This is a genomic window from Streptomyces hyaluromycini (assembly GCF_002217755.1).
Classification (GTDB): Bacteria; Actinomycetota; Actinomycetes; order Streptomycetales; family Streptomycetaceae; genus Streptomyces; species Streptomyces hyaluromycini.
Genome location: NZ_BCFL01000017.1, coordinates 556,163 through 570,833 on the forward strand (window position 1 = coordinate 556,163; position 14,671 = coordinate 570,833).

Here is a 14,671-nt window from a genome sequence, read left to right on the forward strand (position 1 = left end):
GGCCAGACTAGCGGGCGGCCGTCAGCCGGCCGGCGGCGTCGTCCCCCTGGCCAGCCGCTCCACCCGGTCGTGCAGGTACTCGACATGGTCCTCCGACTCCGGCTTCATGAGGACGCTGCGCAGGATCCGGGCGCCGTCCGCGTCCGCCGTGACCTTGGGGTGGCGGGCGGCGAAGGCGTCGCGGTCGGCCTTGAGGGTGCTGAGGAAGACCGGGTCGGGCGCGGTCATGCCGTCGGTCAGGACGCGGGCGGAGGCGGCGTCGATCGCGGTGAGGGCGACCGGGTCGGTGGCCGGGAAGCAGGTGACGATGTCCAGCTGGGGGCGCTGGTAGAGCTCCAGGGCGTCGGACGCCTCGATCAGGTCCGCCCAGTGCAGGGCGGCCCGGCGCCCGGCCGCCAGCACCTCGCCGAGGCCGTCGGGCGTGGGCGGCAGGAGCCGGAAGGTGAGCCACAGGGCCGCCGCCGCGGCACCGGCACGGGAGCACTCCAGGCTGATCTCGCCCAGGTGGAGCTCGCCGGAGGTGAAGTAGGTGTACGGCGAGTCGTGCAGGTAGAAGCGGCCGACGTCGGGGTCGCGGAAGAGGACGGCTCCGCAGCCGTAGGGCTGGAGTCCGTGCTTGTGCGGGTCGACGACGATCGAGTCGGCGCGGGCGAGGGCCCGCCAGGGCTCGGGCGGCAGCCCCGCGGGGCCCGCGGCACCGGCGAGGAGCGTGAAGAAGCCGCCGTAGGCCGCGTCGACGTGCACGCGGACGCCGTGGCGCTCGGCGAGCGGCAGGATCTCGTGGACGGGGTCGACGGCGCCGAGCCCGGTGGTGCCGGTGGTGACGACGACGGTGCCGACGTCACCGGTCTCCAGTACGTCCGCCAGCGCGTCGAGGTCCATCCGGCCCTGGTCGTCGGTGCGGACGGGGTGGCTGGTCATGTCGAGGACGTGGCACATCCGGCCGTGGGTGTAGTGGGCGTCGGCGCTGTGCGCGATGCCCCGGCCGGGGTGGAGTTCGCGGGCGACGAAGAGGGCTTCGAGGTTGGCGATGGTGCCGCTGGTGGTGAGGTGGCCGAGGTGTGTGTCGTACCCGAACATCGCGGCGAGCTGCGCGACCGCCTCGCGTTCCATCGCCGCCGTGGCGGGGCCGCCGTCCAGGGCGTGGTTGTTGGGGTTGATCAGCATCGCGGTGAGGTGGCCGACCACCGCGGCGGGGTGCGGGGGCTTGAGCATCTGGCCCGCGTAGTGCGGGTGGAAGAAGGGGTAGTTGTCCTTGAGCCGGTCCGTGAACTCCGCGAAGACCGGCGCGAAGCGGTCGTCGGCGACGTCGAGGGACGGGTGGCGCCGGTAGGGGCCGAAGGCGTCGGCCCACTCCTGTATCGCGTCGGTGGCTCGGCCGAGCCAGTGCTGCAGATCCACGGATCTTCCTCTCGCTCGCGGTGCTCTCACCGTACGATTTAATTGACTACTCAGCAATCATTCAGTCAGCAATCATTCAGTCAGTAATCGGCCGATCAGTAATTGACTGAGCAGCGAACTTCCGGTCAGTGACCGCCTCGGCGGCAAGTGCGGCCGCAGTAAGGTCGGTCGCGATGAACTCCACGCCCCAGCACGACGCCGAAGCCGCCGCCCGCGCCGCCAACAGCCCGCTCGTCCGGGACTTCGGGCTGCTGATCACGTCCGCCACCCGCCTGGAGCAGCGCATCGACAGCGCGCTGCGCCGGGAGTGCGGGATCAGCCACACCATGCTGGAAGTGCTGATCCTGCTCTGCCGCCGGTCCGGCGAGGAGATCTCCCAGCGGCAGCTGGCCGACGGCCTCACGCTCACCAGCAGCGGCACCACCCGCCTGATCGACCGCATGGAGGAGGCCGGGCTGGTCCGGCGGGTGCCGTCCCCCGGGGACCGGCGGGTGGCGCTGGTGGAACCGACCGCCGACGGGCGGACGGCGCTCCTGGGCGCGGCCGCGGTGCACGCCCGGGTCGTGGAGGAGTTCTTCGTCGGACCGCTGACCGCCGACGACTACACACGACTGACCGGCGCACTGGCCGCGATCGACCGGGCCCTCCGCGAGGACACCGGGTGACGGCTTCACTACCCTGATACCGGACACTCTATATGGGGTAAGTCGGGGCAAATAACCCGGAGAACCGGTCATTGGTCCGGCTACTGGTCTGACTTACTGATGTGGTCACCGGTCTGGGCAGGGGTCTCGTCATGAGTCTCGGCGTGGGTCTCCGTATAGGGCTCTCTATGGGTCTCTCTATGGGTCTTCTCTATGGGTCTTCGTATGGCTCTCGGCATGAGTCCGGGCACGGGTGCGGGCATGGATCCGGGCAAGGGTGCGGGCATGCGGCCCGGGGGCACGGGCGTCGGCATGCGGCCCGGTGGCCGGCTTTCGGGTGTGCGGCGGAGGTCGCTCGGCCGGGTGGTGGTCGCGGTCGCCGTGGGCGCCGGGTTCGTGCTGACCGGAGCCTGTGGCGGAGCCGGGGGCGGGGGCGGGCAGGGGGCGGGGCTCAGTGTCGGCGTGCTGCTGCCGGGCGGCGGTGCCTCGCGGTTCGGGCAGTTCGACCGGCCGTTCATCGAGCAGAAGCTGAAGCAGCTGTGCCCGCACTGCCCGGCCGCGGCCGTCGTGGCCACCCCGGAGCCGGATGTCCAGCAACAGCAGCTCGACGCCATGATCACCCGGCGCGTGGACGTCCTGATCCTCTCCGCCATCGACCCCAGGTCGCTGCGTTCGTCGGTGGAGGCCGCGCACCGGGCCGGCATCCCGGTCGTCGCCTACGACCGGCTCGCGCAGGGCCCGGTCTCCGGTTACGTCACCTTCGACGGCGCGGCGATCGGCAGACTGCAGGGCGAGGCGCTGCTCAAGGGCATGGGGGCGAAGGCGGACGGCGGCCAGATCGTCATGCTGAACGGCGCCGCGGCCGACCCCAACGCGGGCTGGTTCGAGCGGGGCGCGCTCTCGGTCCTGCGGGGCAGGGTGCGCATCGGCAAGTCGTACAACACCCCCGGCTGGCGGCCGGACAACGCCTACACCGAGATGGCCGGCGCCATGTCCGCCCTGGGCGCGGACGACATCGACGGTGTCCTGGCCGCCAACGACAGCCTCGCCGGTGCCGCGATCGCCGCCCTCGACGCCGGTGCGGTGCGGCCGCTGCCCCCGGTGACCGGCCAGGACGCCGACCTCGCGGCGGTGCGGCGGATCGTCGCGGGCCGGCAGTACATGACCGTCTACAAGTCCTACCGGGCCGAGGCCGACGCCGCCGTCGAGATGGCCGTCGCCCTGGGACGCGGCAAGCCGGTCGGAACCGTCGCCGCCACCACCGTCGACAACGCGACCACCAAGGACATCCCCGCGGTGCTGCTGCCGGCGTACTCGGTGACGGCCGGCACGATCAAGGACACTGTGGTGAAGGACGGTATCTACACCATCGACCAGATATGCACCCCCAAGCTGCGGTCCGCCTGCGCCGAGGCCGGACTCACCTCATAGGACCCGGGGAAGGAGGTGGTGGCCCGTGGTCCAGCCCCTGCTGGCGCTGCACGGTGTCTCCAAGCGCTTCGCCGCCGTCCAGGCGCTGGTCGACGTCGACCTGGAGATCCGGGCCGGGGAGGTGGTCGCGCTGGTCGGCGGGAACGCGGCCGGCAAGTCCACGCTGGTCAAGGTGGTCTCCGGGGTCGGTCCCCCGGACCGGGGCGTCATCGCGTGGGAGGGCCGCCCCGTCCAGATCAGACGCCCCCACGACGCCCGGGCGCTCGGCATCGCGACCGTCTACCAGGACCTCGCGATGTGCGGGAACCTCGACGTCGTCGGCAACCTCTTCCTCGGCCGGGAGATCCACCGGTACGGCGTCCTCGACGAGGTCGAGATGGAGCGCCGCTCCCGTGAGCTGCTGCGGACCCTGCCCATCGACATCCCGGACGTGCGGGCCCCGCTCGCCACGCTGTCCGGCGGCCAGCGGCAGGTCGTCGCGATCACCCGGTCGTTCCTCAGCGCGCCCCGGCTGCTGCTCCTCGACGAACCCACCGCCTCCCTGGGCATCGAACAGACCAACCATCTCCTCGACCTCGTCGAGGAGCTCCGCGACCGGGGCACCGGGATCCTCCTCATCAGCCACAACATGGGGGACATCAAGGCCGTCGCCGACCGGGTCGCCGTACTGCGCCTCGGCCGCAACAACGGCCTGTTCGACGTGGGCACCACCTCCCAGGAGCAGATCATCGCCTCCATCACGGGTGCGGCGGACCACTCCGGCAGGCACCGCCCCTGCACCGACCCCGGGGAGAGATGGTCGTGAGGGGTCCCGCCACCGGCCGCTTCCGGCAATACACAGACACCGCGCGCCGCCGGCTGCACGAGGGCGGGCTCGGTCCGGCCCCGGTGCTGCTCGCCCTCGCCGTGATCTGGGCGGTCTTCCAGAGCATCAACGCGAACTTCCTCTCGCCGCGCAACCTGTCCGTGCTCAGCGTGGACATCGTCGGGACCGGGATGATCGCCGTCGGTGTCGTCTTCGTGCTGCTGATCGGCGAGCTCGATCTGTCGGTGGGGTCGCTGGCCGGCCTGTCGGGCGCCCTGTTCGCGGCGCTGAACGTGAACCACGGGATGCCGGAGTGGCTCGCCGTGCTCGTCGGGGTCGCGGTGGGTGCGGGCGCCGGGGCCTTCCACGGGTTCGTGTACACCAAGACCGGGGTGCCCGCGTTCGTCGTGACCCTCGCGGGGCTGCTGACCTGGAACGGCCTGATGCTCTACCTGCTGGGCCCGGAGGGGTCCATCGACTTCGACGGGGACGGGCTGGTCGCCATGCTGACCAGCCGCCACTTCCCGGCCCCCGTCGCCGCCTACGGCCTGGCGGCGCTCGGCACGGCGGCCTACCTCGCCGTCTCCTTCCACGACCGCGGACGCCGGGCCACCGCCGGCATGCCCAACCGGCCGGCGGCCGAGATCTGGGTCCGCACCGCCCTGCTCGCCGTCGCCGCCTTCGCCGCCGCCCACGTCCTGGACCGCTTCGAGGGCCTGCCCCTCGCCCTCCTGATCTTCCTCGCGGTCCTTGTCGCCTCCGACCTCCTGCTGCGCCGCACGGCCTACGGCCGCCAGGTCCTCGCCCTCGGCGGCGGCGCGGAGGCGGCCCTGCGGGCGGGCGTCGCGGTGGCCCGGGTACGGATCTCCGTCTTCCTCGTCTCGGGCGCGCTGGCCGCGGTCGGCGGCCTGTTCGTGGCCTCCCGGCTGACGTCGGCGACCACGGTGCCGGGCTCCGGCATGCTGCTGATCAACGCCATCGCCGCCGCCGTCATCGGCGGCACCAGCCTCTTCGGCGGCCGCGGCTCGACCTGGTCGGCGCTGCTCGGCGTCCTCATCATCCAGTCGATCGCCTCGGGCATGGCCCTGCTGGGGGTCCAGCCCGCGGTCCAGTTCATGATCACCGGCGGGGTGCTGCTGATCGCGGTGGTCTTCGACGCCCTGGCCCGGCGAGCGGCGGCGGGGCGGGCGCGGGCCTGAGCGGGTCCGGCGAACTGCGCTGCGGTTCGGCAGCGCCCTGGAAGGGGCGCTGGGGGTACCCCCGGCCGAAGGCTGGGGAAGGAACTGCGCGACCAGCCACGACGGCGGCGCAGTCGACCGACGGCATATCGCGGCACTTCCCGCGGAGCGCTTAGCGAGGTGCCCGCCGGCGTCCGGTGCCGGTTGAGCGGAACACGGCCTGGCGGGATCCTGGGAACGGGACAGGGGTACCCGGACGTCCGGAGGCACCATGGAAGGTCGCGTACCGGAGGACCTGGCGGTCGTCGTCGACGCCGACGGGGCGGTCCTGGTGTGGAGTGCGGGTGCCCGGCAGCTGCTCGGGTACGAACCCGCCGAGGTCGTCGGCCGCTCCATCCGGATGCTGCTCGCCGCCGAGCTGCCCCCGTCCGCGCGCCGTCACCTCGCCGACGGGCGGTGGTGGTCCACCAAGGTGGCGCTGCGGCACCGCAACGGCGACCGGGTCGTCGTACGCCTTCAGGGAACCCCGCTCGTGGACACGGGCGACAGACCGCTCTGGCTGGTCACCGGTGCCGCGCCGACGACCGTGGCCGGACGCGACCAGCCGGGGGCGGCGACCCTGTGGGACCTCACGCTCGCCCAGCTGCCCACGCCGGTGGCGATCTACGACCGCGATGCCCGGTTCGTCGCCGCCAACGACGTCATGTCCCAGATCATGGGCCTGCCCGCGGCGGAGATGCGGGGCCTGACCCTGTCGGAGATCGAGCCCAGCTTCCCCTTCGACGAGTACGACCGCCTCCAGCGGCAGGTCCTGCGCACCGGGCGGACGATCTTCCACGAACAGCACGGCCAGGCGCCCGGCGAGACCCGGGAGCACTCCTGGTCGATGTACTTCTCCCCGTTGAAGGACGAGAACGGCACGGTGCAGGGCCTGTCCGCGGTCGTCTTCGACACCACGGAGCAGTACTGGGCCCGCCGCCACCTGGCCGTCCTCAACGACGCCGGCATGCGCATCGGCACCACCCTCGACGTGACCCGCACCGCCGAGGAGCTGGCCGAGGTGGCCGTGTCCGGCTTCGCGGACTTCGTCACCGTCGACCTGCTGGAGTCCGTCGCCCTCGGCGACGAACCGGAGCCGCTGACACCGGGCGAGCCGGTCGCCGTCCGCCGTACGGCACAGCGGTCGGTGCTGGAGGGCTGCCCGGAGTCGGTGGCCGACCCCGGCGACGCGTTCCGCTACCCGGTGGACACGCCTCCGATGCGGACCCTGCTGGCCGGCCACGGCACCCGCCACCGGCCCGGCGACCCCGGCATGCAGGAGTGGCTCAGGACCTCCCAGGCCCGCGCCGACTCCGTCGCCCGGCACATGATCCACTCGGTGCTGATGGTCCCGCTGCGGGCCCGCGGCGTCACCCTCGGTCTGGCCCACTTCCTGCGGCACCGCACCCCCGAGTCCTTCACCGAGGACGACCAGCGGCTCGCCGAGGAGATCGTCGCCAGGGCCGCGGTGAGCGTCGACAACGCCCGCCGCTACACCCGCGAACGCCGCACCGCCCTCGCCCTGCAGCGCAGCCTGCTGCCCGGCCGGCCGCCGGGCCTGGCGGCGACGGAGGTGGCCTACCGCTACCTGCCCACCGGTTCCGGCGCGGACGTCGGCGGCGACTGGTTCGACGTGATCCCGCTCTCCGGCGCCCGGGTCGCCCTGGTCGTCGGCGACGTCGTCGGCCACGGCATCCACGCCTCGGCCACGATGGGCCGCCTGCGTACGGCGGTACGGACGCTGGCCGACGTCGACCTCGCCCCCGACGAACTCCTCACCCAGCTGGACGACCTGGTCATCCGGCTCGACCGCGAGGAGGGCCCGGAGGTGCCCGGCCGGGCGGAGGCGGCGTCCTCCGGCGAGGTGGGCGCCACCTGCCTGTACGCCGTGTACGACCCGGTGACCCGGCGCTGCACCATGGCCCGCGCCGGCCATCCGCCGCCGGCCCTGGTCACCCCCGACGGCGACGTCCGCTTCCTCGACCTCCCGGCCGGCCCGCCGCTCGGCCTGGGCGGCCTGCCCTTCGAGTCCGCCGAGGTGGAACTGGCCGAGGGCAGTCTGCTCGCCCTCTACACCGACGGCCTGGTGGAGACCGCCGACCACGACATCGAGGTGGGCCTCGGCCTGCTCCGCCGCGCCCTGGCCGCCCCGGCCGCGCCCCTGGAGGAGACCTGCGACCACGTCCTGCGCACGGTCCTGACCGACCGCCCGGCCGACGACATCGTCCTGCTGCTCGCCCGCACCAGCGCCCTGGACACCGCGAAGGTCCGCACCTGGCAGCTCCCCCAGCACCCGGCCGCCGTCGCCGGGGCCCGCAAGATGGCCTGCGAACAGCTGGAGGCCTGGGGCCTGACGGACTCGGTCTTCGCCACCGAACTGATCGTCAGCGAACTGGTCACGAACGCGGTCCGCTACGGCGACGGCCCGATAGCCCTCCGCCTGATCCGCGACGCGTCCCTCATCTGCGAGGTCTCCGACGGCAGCAGCACGGCTCCCCACCTGCGCCGGGCCCGCATCTACGACGAGGGCGGCCGCGGCCTGCTCCTGGTCGCCCAGATCTCGGAACGCTGGGGCAGCCGCCAGACCCCGACCGGCAAGACGATCTGGGCGGAACAGCCGCTGCCCGCCTGACTCACCGGGGCAGCGGCAGATCCCGCCGCAGGGTGTCGATCACGGCGGAGACCACGGCGGTGGCGACGAACGTCCCGGCCATGACCAGCACCACGCCGACCACGAAGAGCCCGCTGGCATCGTCCGCCCAGTCGACGCAGGCGGCGAGGGTCAGCCCCGCGGTCGTACCGCCCACGGCGGCCGCGCTGTGTCCGCGGGCCGCCGCCCAGCAGACGGGCACGAGCAGGGTGAGGACCAGCCCGACGACCTGCCAGACCGCGTACGGCCCGCTGGTCGACCCGTCGGGCCGCACGTCGTACTGCTGGTCCCAGCCCAGCCAGGCGGCCCAGGCCGCCACCGACACACCGGCGAGGACGCACACCGGTACCGACGCCCGGAGCACAGGCTTGTGAAGTCGCATGCCCCCAGCGTTCCGGCCGGGCCGGACGCCGGACAGAGTGCGCGTACTCAGACCGGCCGTCCGGATGCCCGGGGGCGACCTGAGTACGGGCCCGGCCCGCCGCACCACTGCCTGCGCCACGAACAACACCGCGAACAACAACCCGACAACACCCGGGCAACGAACCATTGATTGACTGCTTTGCCTAACCGTCACATGAAGCGGTGACGTATCTGCGCGCCCCGTACCGCCCAGGAGAGCCACCCGATGAACCCCCGGCCAGGACAGGAGATGCGGTTCGGCGTGCTCGGCCCCGTGGAGGTCCTTCGGGACCACGTGCCCCTCGACCTGGGGCCCCGGCAGCGCCGGTTGCTGCTTCTGCGGCTGCTCGTCGAGGACGGCCGGCCCGTCTCGCAGGACACGATCCTGCGCGACCTGTGGCCGACGGACCGGCCGACCGGCGCCGCCTCCTCGGTGCGCGCCCACGTCAGCAGGCTGCGCTCGGTCCTCGACCCGGTCCGGCAGGGCAGGTCCGCCATGCTGGTCAGCGGCACCGCCGGGTATGCCCTGAAGCTGCCCCGCGAGGCCCGGGACACCGCGCTCTTCGAGGACGGCGTGGGCCGGGCCCGCGAGGCGATGCGGAACCGTCAGGTCTCCTTCGCCCGGCAGGAGATCGACGCGGCGCTCGGGCTGTGGCGCGGCGAGGCCCTGGCCGAGGCCGGTGAGCACGCCTTCGCGATCCGTGAGCGCACCCGGCTCGACGGCGCCCTCCACGACGCCAGGGAGCTGCGGACCGCGCTCCTCGTCCAGCAGGGCGAGACGGAGCAGGCGATCGACGTCGCCGAGAGCCTCGTCCTCAAGGCCCCGCTCCGGGAGACCTCCTGGGCGCTGCTGATGCGCGCCCTCTACACGGCCGGACGGCCGGTCGAGGCGCTGAAGCGGTACGAGCGGTTCCGCGACATGCTCGCCACGGAGCTCGGACTGGACCCCAGCCCCCGGCTGCGGGACCTGCACACCGCGATCCTGCGGCACGACGTCGTCGTCCTCGGCACCGCCGGGCCGCAGTCCCCGCCCCCGGGGCCCGAATTCACCACCGCCTGCGCCCCTCCGCGACCGGCCGCCACGGCCGCGCCCTTCGTGGGCCGCGGCGAACAGATGGCGCAGCTGGCCGCCCTGTTGTCGGAGGCGACCGCGAACCGCCCCCACTGGGCGGTGATCGGCGGCGAGCAAGGGGCGGGCAAGACCCGGCTGGTGGAGGAGGCCGCCGCCCGTGCCGAGGCCGCCGGTTTCACCGTCGCCCGCACCCGGGCCGGCCAGGCGCTCAGCGGCAACCGCGGGATCGTCCAGACCTGTCCCACCGTCCAGCTCCTGGACGCGCTGCGGCAGGACGGCAAGGACTCCGCCGAGGACGAGGTCGCGCAGAAGGACCCCCTCGCCACGGTCGTCCGCGAACTCACCCAGGCGCCCACGCTCGTCGTCGTCGACGACCTCGACCGGGCGCCGCAGGGCTTCCACCGTCTGCTGCGGCGGCTCGCCCAGGTGCTGCGGGAAGCCCCGGTGCTGTTCGTGTGCACCCTGCGCAACCCGGACGCCCCCGTCTCCAGCACGCTGCTCGCCGAACTGGCCCTGCTCGGCGCGGCCTGGCTGCCCCTGGAGCCGCTGACCGCCGACGACGTGGCCGACATGCTCACGGCACGCGGCGAGGAGGCCCCGCCCGAGACGGCGGCCGCGCTGCACCGGCGTGCCGAGGGGCACCCGTTCGCCCTGGCCGAGCTGCTCAAGCTGCCGCCCCACCGGCGCCTCGGACCGGAGGCCCAGGTACCGGCCGCCGTCCGCAACATCGTCCACGCCCGCTTGGTCGAGCTCCCCGAACCGGCCCGGACCATGCTCACCTATGCGGCCGCCGACGGCGACCGGCTCGACCTCGACCTGCTCGCCGCGGTCCAGGGCGTCGCCCCGGACGAGCTCCTGCACCTGATCGACGCCGCGGTGACCGCCCGGATCCTGGTCTGGGACGCCGATCCCGGCGCGCCCGGCACCGGCCGCTACCGGCTGCCCGAACTGCCCCGCGATGTGGTGCTGAGCACCCAGACCCCGTCGTCCCGGCAGCTTCGGCACGCCGCCCTCGCCCGCACGCTCGCGGGCCGCGACGACAGCGAGCCGGGCCGCCTCGACCGGCACCGTCGGGCGGCGGGCCCGACGGCACCGACGCCTCCCTGACCAGGGCGCTCCCCCTGCCACCCCTGCCACCCCCTCCACAGCTCTCCTCTCTCCGGCGGATCAGCAGATCCCCGGCAACACACTCACCTCAGGAGTCGTGATGAGCACGAAGACGGGCCCCCAGCGCTACCCCGGCGCCAGCCGCGCCACCTGGTACCAGGACGACTTCGGCGGCGACCCGATGGAGGTCAACGTCGTCGTCCTGCACACCACGGAGGGCTACACCCTGCCCACCTACGACGGCGGGGCCACCGCCCCCAATCTGACGGCGGTGCCCGACCTCGCCGCCAGAAAGCTGAAGTGGTACCAGCACTTCGACATAGAGACCTCCTCCCGCGCGCTGGTCAATCTGAAGGGCGGTGTCGAGACCAACACCATGAACGTGTGCCAGGTCGAACTGACCGGCACCTGCGACCCGAAGACCCACGCCAAGTGGACGTCCGCCGGCCACGCCCACGTCTACTGGCCGGACGCGCCGGACTGGGCCCTGAAGGGGGTCGCCGACTTCCTGGCCTGGATGCACGAGCAGCACGGCGTCGCGCTGTCCGGCCCGAAGTCCTGGCCCGCCTACCCCTCGTCGTACGGCGACGGTGCGGGCCAGCGGATGACGGGTGCGCAGTGGACGGACTTCAGGGGGGTGTGCGGGCACACGCACGTCCCCGAGAACGTCCACGGCGACCCCGGTGCCATCGACTTCGCCCGGATCGTCAAGTACGCGAAGGCCGACCTGGACGTGGACGACGACCCGGAGCCGAAGACCACCACCACCAAGCCGAAGATCCCCGCCTTCCCCGGCCGCAAGTTCTTCGTGACCGGGGCCTCGAACTCCTACGTCCTCAAGCTCGGCAGGCAGCTGGTCAAGCGCGGCTTCGGCGACCACTACAAGGTCGGCCCGAGCCGGACCTGGGGCGACGCCGACCGGCTGAACGTGCGGGACTTCCAGAAGTCCCGCAAGGAACTCCGCGGCGACGCCGACGGCACCCCCGGCCCGCTGACCTGGCGCCTCCTCTTCTCCTGACACCCCCGGTGAAGGCCCGGGCCGGCGCCGCCCCGGGCCTTCGCGGCCCTCTCCTCCGCCAACTCCGTCAAGATGCAAGGCTGTTCCTACCCCTTTCCGGATGGAGAGCCTCATGCCCGAGGAGTTCCCCCCTGTCGAGCCGTATGCCCGTGGTCTGCTCGATGTCGGGGACGGCCAGCAGATCTACTGGGAGACCAGCGGCAACCCCGAGGGCAAGGCGGCCCTGTGTGTGCACGGCGGCCCGGGCAGCGGGGGGCGCCGCGGGAGCCGTCGGCTGTTCGACCCCGAGGTCTACCGGGTCGTCCTCTTCGACCAGCGCGGCTGCGGCGAGAGCCGGCCGCACGCATCCGACCCGTCGGTCGGTCTCACGCACAACACCACCGGCCATCTGATCGCCGACATGGAACGGCTGCGCGAGCATCTCGGCATCGACCGCTGGCTCCTGTACGGCGGTTCCTGGGGCTCGACGCTGATCCTCGCCTACGCCGAACGCCACCCGGAGCGGGTCTCCGAGATCGTCATCTCCGGCGTCACCATGACCCGCCCCGAGGAGACCGACTGGCTCTATCACGGCGTGGGCCGTCTGCTGCCCGGTCCCTGGGAGGCCTTCCGCGACGCCCTGCCGCCCGCCGACCGTGACGGCAGTCTCGTCGCCGCCTACAACAGGCTGCTGAACAGTCCGGACGCCGCGGTGCGGGTCGCCGCGGCCCGTGCCTGGTGCACCTGGGAGGACGCCGTCATCGCCCACGAGGTGCTGGGCAGTCCTGGCGCCTACAGCGACCGGCCCGACGATGCCCTGATGGCCTTCGTCCGTATCTGTGCGCACTACTTCGCCCATGACGCCTGGCTGGAGGACGGCCAACTGCTGCGGGACGCCCATCGGCTGGCCGGCATTCCGGGGGTGCTGATCCATGGCCGGCTGGACATCGGCAGCCCGCTGAAGACCGCGTGGGAGCTGGCGAAGGTCTGGCCGGACGCGGAACTGAAGGTGATCGACGACTCGGGCCACACCGGCAGTCCCACGCTGCGGCGGACGGCCCTGGCGGCGATCGCCCGCTTCGGTGAAGCGAAGGAGGGTGACCGGGGCCGGGACTAGACCGACCCGCCTTGAGTGTGTCAGCCGCGGCGGCGCAGGGCCGGGTCGAGGAGGGCGGGCGGGGTGTCGTACTTCTCGTGTGCGGCCAGGTCGGTGCCGGGGGCGACGATCGCGTCGACAGCGTCCAGGACGTCGGCGGAGAGCACGGTGTCGGCGGCGGCGAGCTGGGAGCGCAGGTGCTCCGGGGTGCGGGGGCCTATGAGGGCGGTGGTGACGGCGGGGTGCGCGGTCACGAAGCCGAGGGCGAGCTGGATCAGGGTCAGCCCGGCCCCGTCGGCGACGGCGGCCAGCCGCTCCACTGCGTCGAGCCGGGCCTGGTTGGCCGGCAGGGTGAGGTCGAAGCGGTCGGGCAGCAGACCGGCGCGGCTGGTGGTGATGGACCGACCCCTGCGCACGGCGCCGGACAGCCAGCCGGAGGCCAGCGGGCTCCACACCAGCACGCCCATCCCGTACTCCTCGGTCACGGGCAGGACATGGGACTCGACGCCCCGCTGGAGGAGTGAATAGCTGGGCTGTTCGGTGACGTACCGGCTCAGGTGGTGCTCGCGGGCGGCCCACTGGCCCTGCACGATCCGGTACGCCGGGTAGGTCGAGGAGCCGAAGTGGCGGATCTTCCCGGCGCGTTGCAGATCGGTCAGTGCCGACAGGGTCTCCTCGTCGCTCGTGGCCGGGTCCCAGCGGTGTATCTGATAGAGGTCGACGTGGTCGACGCCGAGCCGCCGCAGGCTGTTCTCCAGCTCGGTGACCAGCCATCGCCGCGAACCGCCCCGGTGGTTGCGCTCGTCCCCCATCGGCATGCCGGCCTTCGTGGCCAGCACGATGTCCTCGCGACGGCCGGCGATCGCCTTGCCGACCATCTCCTCCGACTCGCCCTGCCCGTACATGTCGGCGGTGTCGATCAGATTGATCCCGGCGTCCAGGGCGGCGTCGACGATCGCGGTCGCCTCCTCCTGGGTGGTGCGCCCGATCGCCCCGAAGTTCATCGCGCCGAGGCCGAGCGTGCTGACCTGCACGCCGGTGCGGCCCAAGGTGCGGTACTGCATGACTGCGTCTCCTCACATGGCGGAAAGACAAGAAAGGCAGATGCCCTAAACGGGACCGTGTCCCGCTTCATGTCTTCGACGATACGGAACACTGTCCCGCTTAGCAACGCCCCGATAGGGTGACGGCGGAGGGAGCGCAACGATGAAGGATGAGGAACGGCCGGCCCGGCCCCGGCGGACGGTCAAGGAACAGACGGCCGAGGAGCAGACGGCCGCGGCCCGGCCCCGGCGGGCGGACGCCAGGCGCAACGAGGTGACGCTGCTGGAGGCGGCCGCGGCGGCGTTCGTCGCGTCGGGCGTGGACGCGCCGGTGCGCGACATCGCGGCCCGGGCGGGCGTCGGCACGGCGACGATCTACCGGCACTTCCCGACCCGTGCCGACCTGATCATCGCGGTCTACCGGCACCAGGTGGACGCCTGCGCCGAGGCCGGCCCGACGCTGCTGGCCGGCGCCCCGACCCCGTACGACGCGCTGCGTGAGTGGATCGACCTCTTCGTGGACTTCCTGGCCACCAAGCACGGCCTCGCCGCCGCCCTGCACTCCGACCAGGCGGGCTTCGACACCCTCCACACCTACTTCCTGGACCGCCTCGTCCCCGTCTGCACCCAGCTCCTCGACGCGGCGACCGAGGCCGGCGAGATCCACGCCCACCTGACGGCGTACGAGCTGATGCGCGGCGTCGGCAACCTCTGCATCGGCGCGGAGCACGACCCCCGCTACGACGCCCGCCGCCTGGTCGGCCTTCTCGTCACCGGGTTGCGCCGCACGACGTGACATGCCGGGC

At 72.7% G+C, this 14,671-nt stretch carries 12 protein-coding genes; 9 read left to right on the plus strand and 3 right to left on the minus strand.

From position 1 onward, the window contains the following. Positions 1 to 21: 21 nt before the first annotated feature. Entirely contained in the window at positions 22 to 1,401 is a 1,380-nt protein-coding gene (locus tag SSP29_RS10480; RefSeq protein ID WP_089100269.1) for a pyridoxal phosphate-dependent decarboxylase family protein, read from the minus strand. Between the two features lie 173 nt (positions 1,402 to 1,574). Here SSP29_RS10480 and SSP29_RS10485 point away from each other — a divergent pair, with 173 nt between their 5' ends. The 5 genes from SSP29_RS10485 (at position 1,575) to SSP29_RS10505 (ending at position 8,130) form a co-directional block, all read left to right on the plus strand. Next, positions 1,575 to 2,066 carry a MarR family winged helix-turn-helix transcriptional regulator gene (locus SSP29_RS10485; RefSeq protein ID WP_089100270.1) on the plus strand — a complete coding sequence of 164 codons (492 nt, stop codon included), beginning with the start codon at positions 1,575 to 1,577 and terminating at the stop codon, positions 2,064 to 2,066. A gap of 291 nt (positions 2,067 to 2,357) precedes the next feature. Beyond that, the gene (locus SSP29_RS10490) at positions 2,358 to 3,476 is read left to right on the plus strand and encodes a sugar ABC transporter substrate-binding protein (protein ID WP_089100748.1); all 1,119 of its coding nucleotides are present in this window, start codon (positions 2,358 to 2,360) and stop codon (positions 3,474 to 3,476) included. Positions 3,477 to 3,501: 25 nt separating this feature from the next. Further along, on the plus strand, positions 3,502 to 4,281 hold the full coding sequence (locus SSP29_RS10495) for an ATP-binding cassette domain-containing protein (RefSeq protein ID WP_150133904.1): 780 nt from the start codon (positions 3,502 to 3,504) through the stop codon (positions 4,279 to 4,281). Next, entirely contained in the window at positions 4,272 to 5,480 is a 1,209-nt protein-coding gene (locus SSP29_RS10500) for a sugar ABC transporter permease (RefSeq protein ID WP_089100271.1), read from the plus strand. The genes SSP29_RS10495 and SSP29_RS10500 overlap by 10 nt, the downstream gene beginning before the upstream one ends. Before the next feature lie 250 nt (positions 5,481 to 5,730). Next, positions 5,731 to 8,130: a SpoIIE family protein phosphatase gene (locus SSP29_RS10505; RefSeq protein WP_089100272.1), complete on the plus strand. Its 2,400-nt coding sequence runs from the start codon at positions 5,731 to 5,733 to the stop codon at positions 8,128 to 8,130. A 1-nt stretch (position 8,131) separates the two neighbouring features. On the opposite strand, the gene SSP29_RS10510 is transcribed toward SSP29_RS10505, so the two are convergent. Further along, a complete protein-coding gene (locus SSP29_RS10510) occupies positions 8,132 to 8,530 on the minus strand; it encodes a hypothetical protein (protein ID WP_089100273.1) in 399 nt (132 codons plus the stop codon). A 246-nt stretch (positions 8,531 to 8,776) separates the two neighbouring features. On the opposite strand from SSP29_RS10510, the gene SSP29_RS10515 reads away from it, so the two are divergent. The 3 genes from SSP29_RS10515 to pip all read left to right on the plus strand — a co-directional run bounded on the left by SSP29_RS10515 (position 8,777) and on the right by pip (position 12,843). Beyond that, positions 8,777 to 10,729: an ATP-binding protein gene (locus SSP29_RS10515; RefSeq protein ID WP_089100274.1), complete on the plus strand. Its 1,953-nt coding sequence runs from the start codon at positions 8,777 to 8,779 to the stop codon at positions 10,727 to 10,729. 100 nt (positions 10,730 to 10,829) lie between these two features. Next, on the plus strand, positions 10,830 to 11,747 hold the full coding sequence (locus SSP29_RS10520; protein ID WP_089100275.1) for a peptidoglycan-binding protein: 918 nt from the start codon (positions 10,830 to 10,832) through the stop codon (positions 11,745 to 11,747). Positions 11,748 to 11,859: 112 nt separating this feature from the next. Then, positions 11,860 to 12,843, plus strand: coding sequence for a prolyl aminopeptidase (gene pip, locus SSP29_RS10525; protein WP_089100276.1), 984 nt, complete (start codon positions 11,860 to 11,862; stop codon positions 12,841 to 12,843). A 20-nt stretch (positions 12,844 to 12,863) separates the two neighbouring features. Here the strand turns inward: pip and SSP29_RS10530 are convergent, their stop codons facing one another. Further along, entirely contained in the window at positions 12,864 to 13,886 is a 1,023-nt protein-coding gene (locus SSP29_RS10530; protein WP_089100277.1) for an aldo/keto reductase, read from the minus strand. Positions 13,887 to 14,028: 142 nt separating this feature from the next. On the opposite strand from SSP29_RS10530, the gene SSP29_RS10535 reads away from it, so the two are divergent. Next, positions 14,029 to 14,661 carry a TetR/AcrR family transcriptional regulator gene (locus SSP29_RS10535; RefSeq protein ID WP_089100278.1) on the plus strand — a complete coding sequence of 211 codons (633 nt, stop codon included), beginning with the start codon at positions 14,029 to 14,031 and terminating at the stop codon, positions 14,659 to 14,661. Positions 14,662 to 14,671: the final 10 nt, after the last annotated feature.

Excerpts from the sequence above, each read along its gene's own strand:
- SSP29_RS10510 (WP_089100273.1), bottom strand. The coding sequence starts at position 8,530 with ATGCGACTTCACAAGCCTGTGCTCCGGGCGTCGGTACCGGTGTGCGTC.
- pip (WP_089100276.1), top strand. The coding sequence starts at position 11,860 with ATGCCCGAGGAGTTCCCCCCTGTCGAGCCGTATGCCCGTGGTCTGCTC.
- SSP29_RS10490 (WP_089100748.1), top strand. The coding sequence starts at position 2,358 with ATGCGGCCCGGTGGCCGGCTTTCGGGTGTGCGGCGGAGGTCGCTCGGC.
- SSP29_RS10500 (WP_089100271.1), top strand. The coding sequence starts at position 4,272 with ATGGTCGTGAGGGGTCCCGCCACCGGCCGCTTCCGGCAATACACAGAC.
- SSP29_RS10505 (WP_089100272.1), top strand. The coding sequence starts at position 5,731 with ATGGAAGGTCGCGTACCGGAGGACCTGGCGGTCGTCGTCGACGCCGAC.
- SSP29_RS10530 (WP_089100277.1), bottom strand. The coding sequence starts at position 13,886 with ATGCAGTACCGCACCTTGGGCCGCACCGGCGTGCAGGTCAGCACGCTC.
- SSP29_RS10520 (WP_089100275.1), top strand. The coding sequence starts at position 10,830 with ATGAGCACGAAGACGGGCCCCCAGCGCTACCCCGGCGCCAGCCGCGCC.
- SSP29_RS10485 (WP_089100270.1), top strand. The coding sequence starts at position 1,575 with ATGAACTCCACGCCCCAGCACGACGCCGAAGCCGCCGCCCGCGCCGCC.
- SSP29_RS10535 (WP_089100278.1), top strand. The coding sequence starts at position 14,029 with ATGAAGGATGAGGAACGGCCGGCCCGGCCCCGGCGGACGGTCAAGGAA.
- SSP29_RS10515 (WP_089100274.1), top strand. The coding sequence starts at position 8,777 with ATGAACCCCCGGCCAGGACAGGAGATGCGGTTCGGCGTGCTCGGCCCC.